8 protein-coding genes are annotated in these 13,271 nt (G+C 37.4%); 3 read left to right on the top strand and 5 right to left on the bottom strand.

Translation table 11 applies throughout. The features are described 5' to 3' along the window. Positions 1–821: 821 nt before the first annotated feature. The gene (locus CXF85_RS11090; protein WP_101228591.1) at positions 822–3,950 is read left to right on the top strand and encodes a S8 family serine peptidase; all 3,129 of its coding nucleotides are present in this window, start codon (positions 822–824) and stop codon (positions 3,948–3,950) included. 936 nt (positions 3,951–4,886) lie between these two features. Here CXF85_RS11090 and CXF85_RS11085 read toward each other — a convergent pair. After that, positions 4,887–5,420, bottom strand: a complete 534-nt coding sequence (locus CXF85_RS11085; RefSeq protein WP_101228590.1) for a PEP-CTERM sorting domain-containing protein — start codon at positions 5,418–5,420, stop codon at positions 4,887–4,889. A 399-nt stretch (positions 5,421–5,819) separates the two neighbouring features. On the opposite strand from CXF85_RS11085, the gene CXF85_RS11080 reads away from it, so the two are divergent. Further along, on the top strand, positions 5,820–6,305 hold the full coding sequence (locus tag CXF85_RS11080) for a DUF4124 domain-containing protein (RefSeq protein WP_101228589.1): 486 nt from the start codon (positions 5,820–5,822) through the stop codon (positions 6,303–6,305). A gap of 107 nt (positions 6,306–6,412) precedes the next feature. On the opposite strand, the gene clpB is transcribed toward CXF85_RS11080, so the two are convergent. The 3 genes from clpB to rluD all read right to left on the bottom strand — a co-directional run bounded on the left by clpB (position 6,413) and on the right by rluD (position 10,996). Next, on the bottom strand, positions 6,413–8,989 hold the full coding sequence (clpB, locus tag CXF85_RS11075; RefSeq protein WP_101228588.1) for an ATP-dependent chaperone ClpB: 2,577 nt from the start codon (positions 8,987–8,989) through the stop codon (positions 6,413–6,415). 137 nt (positions 8,990–9,126) lie between these two features. Continuing rightward, positions 9,127–10,041, bottom strand: coding sequence for a peptidoglycan editing factor PgeF (pgeF, locus tag CXF85_RS11070; protein ID WP_101228587.1), 915 nt, complete (start codon positions 10,039–10,041; stop codon positions 9,127–9,129). Beyond that, positions 10,019–10,996: a 23S rRNA pseudouridine(1911/1915/1917) synthase RluD gene (rluD, locus tag CXF85_RS11065; RefSeq protein WP_101228586.1), complete on the bottom strand. Its 978-nt coding sequence runs from the start codon at positions 10,994–10,996 to the stop codon at positions 10,019–10,021. Before rluD ends, pgeF begins: the two co-directional genes overlap by 23 nt. Positions 10,997–11,169: 173 nt before the next feature. Here rluD and CXF85_RS11060 point away from each other — a divergent pair, with 173 nt between their 5' ends. Further along, complete coding sequence (locus CXF85_RS11060) at positions 11,170–11,928, top strand: outer membrane protein assembly factor BamD (RefSeq protein WP_101228585.1); 759 nt, start codon at positions 11,170–11,172, stop codon at positions 11,926–11,928. A gap of 187 nt (positions 11,929–12,115) precedes the next feature. Here CXF85_RS11060 and CXF85_RS11055 read toward each other — a convergent pair whose 3' ends face one another. Further along, complete coding sequence (locus CXF85_RS11055; RefSeq protein ID WP_157829080.1) at positions 12,116–13,225, bottom strand: hypothetical protein; 1,110 nt, start codon at positions 13,223–13,225, stop codon at positions 12,116–12,118. Positions 13,226–13,271: the final 46 nt, after the last annotated feature.

The raw sequence follows: 13,271 nt of genomic DNA, 5'->3' as shown, positions 1-13,271 counted from the left end.
GAAGGAAAACTATGTAAAACAACATTAATGTGAGTGCTCACACAAATTGCATGATAACTAATTGTTAAAGAAAACGTTTATTACATAGAGTAAGTAAACGTAGATGAGAGTCGCATTCGCTCTTCACCGATACTGAAAACCGTGTGGTTAATCAGTGTTGCTCGTTGCTGTTGCCCCGAAGCAGGATGCGTATAATACGCTTCCGATTTTTGATGTCAACGTTTATTTTAAAGTATTTATAAAAATTTTAAAACTTCATGTTAACTTACGTCATTTACTGATATTCCAGCTAGATAACATATCAAAACAGTTCGTTGATGATTCATTTTGCGTGAACCCCTTGGAACTGGAGCGCATTGTAAAGAGTTTCAGTATTAGCACAAGCACTAATTTAACATTTTCGTTTGTTCGATTGTAAATCATACATAATGTACAAAACGACAACAAAGCATATCTGTCAGCTTTTTTTACACATCGACGCATAACTATTCAAACAATAGATAGTCAGCTTTATTCTATAATTAACAATACGATACCTAAAATGAATACAATATACACCCGTTAATTATGACTACTATTGCACTTATAACAGATAATTATGTAAAAAAACTTTACATAATTAACACAACCATAACCTACCAAGCACTACGTATCTGTCTACAACGCATAGAAAACGCAACATAATTAACATCTATGTAACAAGGGCACTATTATTGCTTATAGTTATCACTCGCTATTTTTCATTCAGCTTTTGCTAATGAAGATAAAGAAAGTGTAATAAATATACACAGCGAAGATATAACAATAAATCGGAGATAAACATGCATTTCAAGAAATCCATAATTGGGAGTCTGATTACATTAGCATTTACAGCTGTTGCGTCTAACGCTGCTGTTGCTAACGAAGTTACTGGTGATATCAGTAAATTCAAATCAGTAGGTAATGAAGTAAACACTACTAAACAAACAACTAACTTTATTGTTCAGTTAAAGGGAAATACTGCAATTACCCAAGCTCAAAATATTGGTGAGCTGCTACCTAGTAATCAATTGGTCGCTAATACTGGTAATCGTTACAACGCTTATACGCCTGCAATGAAGGCATACACTCGAGCAATGGAAAACAAACAGCAACAAGTTGCTGGCTCTATTGATTCAATTGAAATACTGCACTCTTTCAAACATACCTACAACGGTTTCACCGCTAAACTGAATGCTAAGCAAAAACAGCAACTAGAAGCTCACCCTGACGTTATTGGCGTATGGGAAGATAGATTAGAGATTATTAACACTTCTAATACCCCTGAATTCCTTGGTTTAACCGGTCCTGGTGGTCAGCACACTATGAACGTTAAAGGTGAAGGCGTTATCATAGGTATTATTGATACTGGTATCTGGCCTGAAAACCCAAGTTTTTCTGATGATGGCTCGTATTCTCCTGCTGCCGATCTTGGTTGGCAAGGCGCTTGTGATACAGGTACTGATGCAGAATTTACTTGTAATAACAAATTAATTGGCGCTCGCTATTTTGGTGATAGTTTTAGCTCACAACATGAAATTCAATACGCTTTAGGTGAATTTGATTCTCCACGTGATGCGGATGGTCATGGTAGTCATACAGCAAGTACTGCGGGTGGTAACGAGGGTGTTGCCGCTGTACTTTCTGGCGCATCTGCTGGAACTGTTTCTGGTATTGCACCTCGTGCCCGTATTGCTGCATACAAAGCTTGTTGGAACAGCGATTATGAAACTCCTGAAGGCGCTAAAGAAGCAGGTTGTTTCTATGGCGATACTATGGCAGCAATTGATGCTGCAGTAACTGATGGTGTTGATGTTATCAACTACTCAATTGGTGGTAGTAAAACTGACTTAACTATTCCATCAACAGCTGCAATGTTAAATGCTGCTGCTGCTGGTGTATTTGTTGCAGTATCTGCAGGTAATAGTGGTCCAGATAAAGAAACGGTTGGTACTCCTGCTCCATGGGTAACAAGTGTAGCTGCATCGACTTATAATGGTACTTCAACAATCATCGGCAAAGCACTTGATATTACAACTGGCGCTCTTGCTGGTTCTTCACTAATGTCTGTTCCTGCAGGCTTTGCTCCAGCAGCTGCTAACCTTGCTGGTGAATTAGTTCTAGCTGAACCAGTTGTAGCTTGTGATACAACGCCTCTAACTAATGGTCCAGATTTAGCAGGTAAAGTTGCTTTAATCGCTCGTGGTGCATGTGCTTTTACTGAAAAATTCATGAATGCACAAAATGCTGGAGCTATTGGTGTAATTGTTTATACCACAGAAGGCACTTCTGCTTTCTCTATGGGCGGAACTGATCCTGCCGTAGTTACTCCTGGTTCAATGATATCATTTGAAGATGGTCAAGCACTTACAGCGAGTATACTTGCTGAAAGTACTTCAGTTATCTTCACTGATAACGCAGCTTCAGGTGAAGCTATTGAAGTAGGCAATACGATCGCTTCATTCTCTTCACGTGGTCCTAACTTAAATACTTACGACATTATCAAGCCTGATATCACTGCTCCAGGTGTTAAAATATTAGCGGCAACAACTTCAGCTCCTATGTTCGGTACACAAGGTGAAACATTTAAATACCTACAAGGTACTTCAATGTCTAGCCCTCACATCGCTGGTTTAGCAGCACTGTTTAAAGAGTCAAATAGCTCTTGGACTCCTGCACAAATTAAATCTGCAATGATGACAACTGCTCGTCAAGATTTAACTAAAGAAGATGGTACTACGCAAGCTGACCCATATGATTTTGGTTCTGGTCATGTAGCTCCAGTTTCAGCGTTAGATCCAGGTCTATTATTTGATACTAATCTTGCTGATTACTTAGCATTCCTTTGTGGCCAAGATAAAGAAGCATTTGTTTCTGGTTACGATACTACTTGTGCTGAGTTAGCAACTGACGGTTTCAGTACTGATGCGAGTCAATTAAACTTACCTTCAATTGCAATCGCTGAGTTATTAGCACCTGAAACAATATTTAGAACAGTTTCTAATGCAACGCCAATAGGTTCTTCTTATACTGCAACAATTGAAGCTCCAGCAGGTTTTGAAGTGAGTGTTCAAACTTTCGATTCTGAAGGTACTGAAACGCCTAACTCAACATTAGATGTAGCAGCTGAAGGCGGCAAAGCTAGCTTTGCATTAACGTTTAGCAAAACTGATACAACTGAAATTGAAGCATGGAAGTTTGGTGCTATCACGTGGACAGATAACGCTGGTCACTCAGTACGTTTACCACTTGCAATTAAAGCGGTACCAACTGTTAAAATTGAAGTACCTGAATTAATATCTGGTGATCTTAAACGTGGTCGTTACCGCTTCCCTGTTAAGATGCTTTACTCTGGTACTACAAGTATTGAGCATGCTGGTTTAGTAGCACCATTTGGTACTGCTGGTACGGTAGAATCTGATCCTGCACAAACATTTGAATTTTTAGGTGCTGGTACAAACTACCACTTGTTCCATATTCCAGCGGGTACTCAAGTTGCACGCTTTAGCTTAGCGGATTCACTTGTAGCAGAAGATGGCTCAGACCTTGATCTTTACGTTTACCACTGTGTTAAATGGAGCTGTACTCAAGTTGATAAATCAACTAGCGACGGTTCAAATGAAAATGTTATCTTAGTAAATCCAGAGCCTGCTGCTGATAGTAGCGTTGGTGATGTTTATGTAACTATGATTCATGGTTATTCAACTGGTGATGCTCCTGCAACTGATTACACTATGGTTGGTTGGGTTGCTGACCAAGCTGAAAGCACTACTCGTGTTATTTCAAGCCGTAGAGCAATTACAGGTCGCTTTAACTACACCACTATTTTGACAAGAGGTTTACCTACTGGCACTACTTATATGGGTGCAGTAACTTACTTCAACGCCGATGGTGAAGCTGAAGGTACTACAGTACTTGAGTTAAATAACTAGTTGAACACAATATTAAAGGCTAACTCGCTAATTTAGTGACTTACTCCGTAATATAAACAAAACCCTCTTAGAGATAATTTAAGAGGGTTTTTTATTGTTATTTATAAACACGATTCAACGTTAACTTTTGTAGTAATACCAAGTTGATTAAGTTCTTTCCCACTCAGCGAGAATTAAAAGGCTTAAAGGCAAGGCATTGATTGATGAGAATGGTTATTCCCTTCTCGAAATCAATAACGCTGCATATAAGCCTTTTAAACTCGCCCTTGGGAGCTCATTGATAAACTGATAACGTCACAAAAGTAACTAAATATAGAATGACTATGTTTAATAATTTTTGTTTGTTCTAAGCTCATCAATGTAGCTCTGAGTAGGGAAGAAATTTAATCAAATTGGTATAAAGCCTATTACATTATCCTCTCGGCTATATTCACTATTACAACAGCTCAATTAATTTGCTTAAGTAAACCTTCTCAATAATACTTTCTACTCTCTATTACGTTACCACTAGCGCATACAGAAACCTCACTATACGCAGCCGCAGCTCTGCGTGAACAACGCGAATATTAATATGAAGTAATCTGTACTAAGTGACAGCAAGTTGTCACAACATAGCTAAGTAGTCTCACCTTCGATAATAATGATTGTTAAGCGACTAACTCGCTTAACGACAGCGGTAAATTTAAGGTAATACAACTAACATAAAATGATACTGACGTCTTTAGTGTGCTTAACGCTAGTTTGAAACTCCGTAGCATTACAATAAAATATATAAAGACACGATAAGCAAAGGGTAAGTCGAGGCTCTAAACATTATTGTTTATAAAGACTAAATGACAGGCATAAAAAAGGCCTTACCTAAGTAAAGCCTTTTTGTATTATTTTAATAACTCACCTAATTAATAGGTGAAGTTAATTAATAATAGGGGTTTAAAATTAGCTATTTTTACGACGTGATGCTAAACCAGCAACAGCAGTCAAAAACAATATTAATGTAGCAGGAGTAGGAACAACTGTTGCAGCCCCAAATGCTAAAGTACCTGCATCATATAAATCTGCATTAGCATTATTGAAGAAAGAATATGTAATATTATCAAGTACAGGGTCGAAAGCATAAGCATCAATATAACCACCAAAACTAAGGTCAGTAAATAAAGTAACATCAAAATCAAGTGATTCAATGCCTGCTGTAATATTAGTAATGTCAACTACAGCAAAGAACAAATCAAAATCCTTATCAGCTTCAAAACCGTAAAAAGTGAATGATTCCCAACCCGCTTCTACATATCCATTCTCATCCATTGTATCTAAGCTAATAGTGATATTACCTATAACTTGATACTCATCAACTGTATCAAGCGCAGAATCAAAAAGAATATCTTGGCTTATTAATGTTGCATTCGCAGCACCGGCAAAACTAAAGGCTAAAGATAACGACAATAAAGCGCGTAAAACTAATTTATTTAACATGTTACTTCCTAATTATAATATGGCTATTTTATTTTTATAGTATTAATAGCGGTAAGCTTAAAAGCATATAAATGCACATTAAACCAATACCGACATTAATTAAGATAAAGCAATAATCGCGCCCAAATAATATTAATCATATATTACAATTGGATACCACAAGAGTAACATCAAGGTTACCATTATTTAACACCATTCGCCTTGAGTGTAAAAAAATCCGACACTTCACTGTAATAAGCTAGTTATATTAAGCATTTGTTATTAGATTAATAATTTGCTAGCTTATGGGCTTAAAAATAAAGCTATACTTACTTATGTCTACAGGACTCGGTATATTAGCAATGATATTCGTTGTACTATTACCTATAAGTTATCAATAAGTTATCAATAAGGTTTTCTATGAGCATAAAAAAATTATCTTTCACAGCCGCCCTGTTAACAGGGGCGCTACTCACCTCATCAATCGTTAACTGTGTAAATGCAAAAGAAATTGCCATTTATCGTTGGGTTGATAAAAATAACGTTGTGCATTTTAGCCAAAATCTTCCAAAAAGTGATGACTATAAAGAATTTAGTACTATCTCATCTTATAAAGCATTATCTAAAGCAGAACGGAAAATGATTGCGGATCAAGATAGCGCGGATAAAAAAGTTGAAGATCAAGAAAAACAGATGGATGATACTACCGCTAAAAATAAAGCAACTTATGAAAAAAACTGTAAAGCCGCTCGACTAAATATTAAAATGTTAAACTCGTTAGATGAGATACATGTTAATGAAGAGAAGGATGATGGCACTATAGGTAGTCGTCCATTAACCCCGGCTGAAAAAGCAGACAAGCTAGCATTAAGTAAAAAACACGAAGGCCTTTACTGCAATAAGTAGTAGTAGAATTAAATATGCTTAATTCTACTACTTATTGCAGTAGTAGAATTAAGTATTAAAGCTATGTAATATAATTACTTGCCTTATTCTCCAAATTATCCTTAATGTTATTTAGATGTGAAGGCTAACTGCCCTTCCAGAACACTCACTTCAATTGTATTGCCCTTAGCAAATTCATTGCCCAGTATCTTTTGTGCTAGTGGATTTTCAACACCTTGCTGAATCGCCCGCTTTAACGGTCTTGCACCAAATATCGGATCAAAGCCGACAGTAGAAATTAACGATAGAGCCTCTTCATTTAGTACTAAATTTAGCTCTTGCTCTGCTAATCTATCCGCCAAGGCTTGAATTTGTATTTTTGCAATTTGCTTAATTTGTTCGGCAGCAAGTGGATGGAAAACCACAGACTCATCAACTCGGTTAATAAACTCTGGTTTAAAGTGTTGACCTAATATGTTCATTACTTGCGCTTTCATTTCTTGATACTGACTATCGCCAGAAAATTCTTGAATAATCTCAGAGCCAATATTTGAAGTCATAATAATTACAGTATTTTTAAAATCTACTGTGCGGCCTTGGCCATCAGTTAACCTTCCATCATCAAGTACTTGTAGCAAAATATTAAACACATCGGGATGAGCTTTTTCTATTTCATCGAGCAATATTACTGAGTAAGGTTTTCTACGTACTGCTTCTGTTAAATAACCGCCCTCTTCGTAGCCAACATAACCTGGAGGTGCGCCGACTAACCGTGCAACGGAATGTTTTTCCATAAACTCAGACATATCCACACGAATTAATGCATCTTGTGAATCAAATAAAAACTCTGCTAGCGCCTTAGTTAATTCTGTTTTACCTACGCCCGTAGGCCCTAAGAACAAAAAAGATCCTATGGGTTGATTTGGATCACTTAAACCTGCACGAGATCGTCTAATAGCGTTAGACACTGACGTTACCGCCTCATGTTGACCAATTACATTTAGGTGTAGGTGATCTTCCATATGCAATAATTTATCACGCTCTTGCTCCAACATTTTTGCAACAGGAATACCGGTAGCGCGACTGAGAACATCAGCGATTTCAACTTCGGTAACTTTATTCGCTAATAAAGTCATTTCTTGCATTTCAGCTTGGCTAGCTAAGTCTAATTGTTTCTCTAATTCAGGTAATCGTCCGTACTGTAGTTCGGACATGCGATTTAAATCGCCTGTCCTTCTTGCCGCTTCAAGCTCAATTCGCGCTTGTTCAAGTTCTTCTTTTATTGTGTGTGCACCATAAAGCGCTGCTTTTTCCGTAGTCCAAACTTCATCTAACTCATCATATCGTTTCTGCTTTACTGAAATTTGTTGAGATATTATTGCTAACCGCTTGATAGTAGCCTCATCTTCATCTTTTTCTAACGCCCTTTGCTCAAGCTTTAATTGAATTAAGCGACGTTCGAGTCTATCGAGATCTTCTGGTTTAGAATCCATTTGCAAACGAATACTTGAGGCCGCTTCATCGATAAGATCAATCGCTTTATCCGGTAATTGTCTATCACTAATATAGCGATGAGATAATGTTGCTGCTGCAACAATAGCTGGATCGGTAATATTTACCGAATGATGCAATTCATAACGCTCTTTTAAACCACGTAAAATTGCAATGGTATCTTCAACGCTTGGCTCTTCGACTAGCACTTTTTGAAAACGTCGCTCAAGTGCAGCATCTTTTTCAATGTATTTTCGATATTCATCAAGCGTAGTGGCACCCACGCAATGTAAATCCCCCCGCGCTAATGCTGGCTTTAACATGTTACCAGCATCCATAGCACCATCAGACTTACCTGCACCTACCATAGTGTGCAATTCATCAATAAATAGGATGACTTGCCCTTCTTCTTTAGACAATTCATTTAAAACAGCTTTTAAACGCTCTTCAAACTCACCTCGATATTTTGCGCCTGCAACGAGACTACCCATGTCCAGTGATAATACCCGTTTGTTTTTTAATCCTTCAGGTACTTCATTATTTACGATACGCTGAGCTAAACCTTCAACAATGGCAGTTTTACCGACACCAGGTTGCCCTATTAGCACAGGATTGTTTTTAGTACGTCGTTGTAATACTTGTAACGTGCGGCGGATTTCATCATCTCGGCCGATTACCGGGTCGAGTTTACCCTGCTCAGCAAGTGCGGTTAAATCAACAGTATATTTATTTAACGCTTGGCGAACATCTTCAGCATTTTGCTCTTCAACATTTTGACCACCACGAATATGATCGATTGCCGACTTGATCCGTTGTTGATTTGCGCCCAATTCAGCAAGCATTTGTCCTAAAGAGCCTTTATCATCGATAGCAGCGAGTAAAAACATTTCTGATGATATGAATTTATCTGACATTTTTTGCGCATGTTTATCGCAAAGGTTTAAAATTCGACCTGAGGCTGCTGATAATTGCACATCGCCAGCGCTATCTTGAACTTGGGCGAGTGAACTTAACGCTTCTTCAAGTTTCTGACGCAAAGAGCGCACATCAACACCGGCACTTTTCAATAACGCAATAACGGAATTTCCGTTCTGATTCAGTAACGCCATCATCAAATGAACGGGTTCGATAAACTGATGATCTTTGCCAAGGGCAAGTGATTGCGCATCGGCAATTGATTCTTGAAATGACTGGGTAAAACGATCTAATCGCATTTTATATCTCTTAATTTTTCTTGTAGCACATACTTAAGTTATAAGGCTAAAAGATTATTTTTCAATGAAATTTATAAGATATGATTGATATAAAACAACAACGGATGCGTTAATACGCTAATTAGATAACTAAAGCATTAACGTCTACAGATAACACTCGCCATACGTCCCGTTATTTGCTCTTTTCGATACGAATAATATTTATCAGTTTCTTGGTAAGTACATTCTTCAAGATTAGCAATGACAGTAACACCTAAAGACTCTAGTTGTCGTCTAGCTATTTGATGTAAATCGGCTAGGTACTTGCCATTTTCTTGCTTTAAAAAAGCATTATTAAAAGCCAAGTCAAGTTGAGTAAATGCTTCTTTAACCTCCTCCCCCACTTCAAAAGCCGCTTTACCAATACACGGACCAAGCCAGGCAACAATATCAGCAGGTTTACTGTGCATATTATCTATTGTTCTAGCGATAATATTTGCCACTAACGGTCGCCAACCACCATGTATTGCAGCAATCTCATCGCCAGATTTATGACTTAGTAATATCGGTAAGCAGTCGGCTGTCATTATTGCTAAAGCAATATTTTTATGCTGTGTGATACTAGCATCAGCAATTATAGCTTGTTCATCTACATCAGTAACTGTCACGACCGCATTACCGTGAACCTGTTCTAGCCACTGAATATTTACTTCTTCAGTTATTTTTTTAGCTGAAATAGATGAAGCCGTTGCTAACTGTTGGCGAATAAAGTGTTTTAGCTCGTTTCGATTATAAATAACGTGATCAGCGTTATCGCCGACATGTAAACCTAAATTAAAATGATTAAAAGGGGATTTTTCACTGTTTAACTTTTCAACGTCAAGTGATGAAATAGCTGGTTTTTGAGCATTTAGGGGAAATAGTTGTACTTGTTGAAGAGCAAAACGTGTTGTTTGTAGAGCGAGGACTTTATCATCGAGCGAATGTGATGGATAAAGTGGCCATTTTACCAACTCAAAAGTAGCGTTGGTAAAATTAGCCAAGGTATTATTATAAATATTCGTCTTCGGCATTAAGCTTGGTATCTTCTTGAAGCAATTCAATTAGCTCAACAAAATCTTCAGGTAATTCTGCATGCCAAGTCATTTCTTCTCCCGTTATAGGATGAAACAAAGATAACATTGCTGCGTGCAACGCTTGGCGTTTAAAGCCACGTAACTTCAATAATAACGCTTCGGTTGAGTTTTTTGGTGGACGAGGACGGCCGCCATAAACAGGGTCACCTACTAATGGATGCGTTATATGAGACATATGAACACGAATTTGGTGTGTTCTACCTGTCTCTAAACGTAAGCGTAAACGTGTATGTAAACGATATTTTTCCATCACTCGGTAATGTGTTACTGAAGGTCGGCCAATAAAAGAAACCGCCATTTGCGTACGTTTAGTAGAATGACGACCAATAGGCTCATCAACTAAACCGCCAGCAGTCATTACACCGTTTGCTACCGCTTCATATTCACGCGTGATCTCACGTAACTGTAAAGCTTCAACCAAGTTAGTTTGCGCTGGAATAGTTTTTGCTACTACCATCAATCCCGTAGTATCTTTATCAAGACGATGAACAATACCTGCACGAGGCACTACAGCGAGTTGCGGGTAGTGATGTAACAAAGCATTGAGCAAAGTTCCATCTGGATTACCAGCACCAGGATGAACAACTAAACCTACCGGTTTATTTATCACTAAAATATATTCATCTTCATAAACAATATTTAACGGGATATTTTGTGCTTCAAAACGTATTTCTGCTTCAACGGTTGCATTGATTTCAATCTCTTCGCCGCCATACATTTTCTCACGAGGAATGATTAAAACTTTTCCATCTACTCTGACTTGTCCGGCTACGATCCAATCTTTTAACCGTGATCGTGAATAATCAGGAAACATTATCGCTATTGTCTGGTCAAACCGTTTACCTAAACATGACTCAGGCACTATATCTTTATGTTGAATGATTTCTGACATTAAATTCTCTTTTAACTGGTTTAAACCTAGCGAAATAATCAAATTACATTTGCACTGTGCAAGGTAAGATTGCTAGGGTAGAATGCATATTCTTAAATATAGAAACATTTTACCCGTTTACGTGGTGGTTTGATATTTATTTTAATTAAAACAAAGTAGCGATAATAAATTTCATGGCAAAATTGACAGTAAAAATTATTTTAACCGTAGCAGCATTAGCGCTAACGGGTTGTTCATCCTCTGAAGATGACATAGAGAAAGTTCCTGATAAATCAGCACAATCTTTGTTTGTTGATGCTAGGTCCGCACTTGATAATGGCTTGTATCAAAAAGCTATTCAAATATTGGGAGCTATTGATTCACGCTTTCCATTCGGTCCTATATCTCACCAAGTTCAGCTTGATTTAATTTATGCTTACTATAAAAGCGGTAATGCGGCGCAAGGTATAGCCTTAACTGATAGGTTTTTACGTCTAAATCCGAATAACTCAAATATTGATTATGTTTATTACATGCGTGCACTTATCAATATATCTACCGAAGAAAACTTGTTTCAAGATATGGCCGGCATTGACCGTACCGATCGAGATCCAGAAGCTTCACGTAGTGCTTTCAATGATTTTAAGCGCATAATAACTGAATTCCCAGACAGTAAATATGCTGCGGATTCACGTAAGCGAATGATTTCAATTAAGTCTCGTCTTGCACAATATGAAATAGCAGTCGCTAAATATTATATTAAACGTGAAGCTTATGCTTCAGCGGCAAACCGTGGACGTTATGTTGTTGAATATTTCGCGCCTAGCCCTGAGATTGAACAAGCACTTGAGATAATGATTGAGTGTTACGATAAGTTAGGACTAAAAGATTTACAGAAAAATGCAATGCAGGTACTTGCGGCTAACTACCCAAACAATAAATTAGTTAACTAATTTTCATTTATAAAAATCGGTTCTCAGTGCACTGATTTTAATTAAAAAAGCTAAATCACCTCGGTAATTTAGCTTTTTATGTCTGTACGCTAATACAGTACTATCAAACTTAACTGTCAGCTATTTTTACAACTATTTATACTTACAAGTGATATGGTTTTCAATAATAAAATAGTGCTTATATTGGCTATAAAGCTACACGAGTGCTTTTCAACCGCAGTAATATCAGAATCACACCAAACAGCAATAATAAGCTAGCTCTTGGTTCAGAAATGACAGTAGGACCATCCTCAAGAATAGGATCATGTGCATAAACTGATATATGAGAAATAGCATGTGTGCCGAGCCAATTAAAAGTACCAGCTAAATTATAAGGTACCTCTAAATCAACATCTAATCCTGTGATGCCCTCTATTTCAGCCTTTATTATATTAAAATTAAAGTCGTAAATTATAAATTCATCGCCCGCTTTAATAACAAAAGCTAAATGATCAAAGAATCCATCGCCAAATAAAGGGTCTAAGTCTTCTGCTATTGATGCAATAGGCGACAACGACCATTGATTACAACCATCATTATTGATGATGTTAACATCTGTAGTCGTATCATTATTAACATCGCAACCAAAATCAATTGTGATAAGCTCTCCAATATTCAATTGCAGAGAATTATCATTTTCATCAAATAAACCTATGCCGGTATCAGCATAATCAAAATCATTACCCGCATCATTTGTACGCCCTAAAAAAACCCAACCAGGATCATCTTGGCCAGTACTCTCAATGACTTCGCCATCTTTATCGAAGATGCCATCACCACCTATGTCTTGTATATCATCAGGGCCAATAAAAACAAGGTCATCATTAAAGCCATCACCTAGGTCATCTATATTATCTGATACGTTTGGGATACCATCTAAATATAAAGGGTCAAATAACATGTTATCTGGATTCAACAAAATATCTGTATTACTAGGACTGATTTTTGCATTTTGAAGTTCACCATTAAAAAAACCATCTCCCCATTCACCTATATTATGGTCATCTGGGGTTTTCATATCATTGCCATCAAAAAAACCAGCACACTCAGTAGCCTCACGTCCGTCATCACCGTAACCAGTAGCCGCTCCACTAAATGACGTTAAATCTATAACTTCAGTAGGGGCTGTCACTAAGGCCATGGAAGTAAGAGTAACAGTGCTAAGATCATCCCATTCATCACAGACATAACCCGCAGTAGCTGTAGCACTATAGATTAATAGCACTAAGACTGTTTTTAGTTGATTTAAATATTTCATAACGTTTCCTCGTGTAATTGAACAACCATTAAACTGCTTTGATTTA

This window comes from Colwellia sp. 75C3 (assembly GCF_002836255.1).
Classification (GTDB): Bacteria; Pseudomonadota; Gammaproteobacteria; order Enterobacterales; family Alteromonadaceae; genus Colwellia.
Note: the sequence above shows the minus strand (reverse complement) of the source record. Positions and strands in the feature narration are given on the sequence as shown.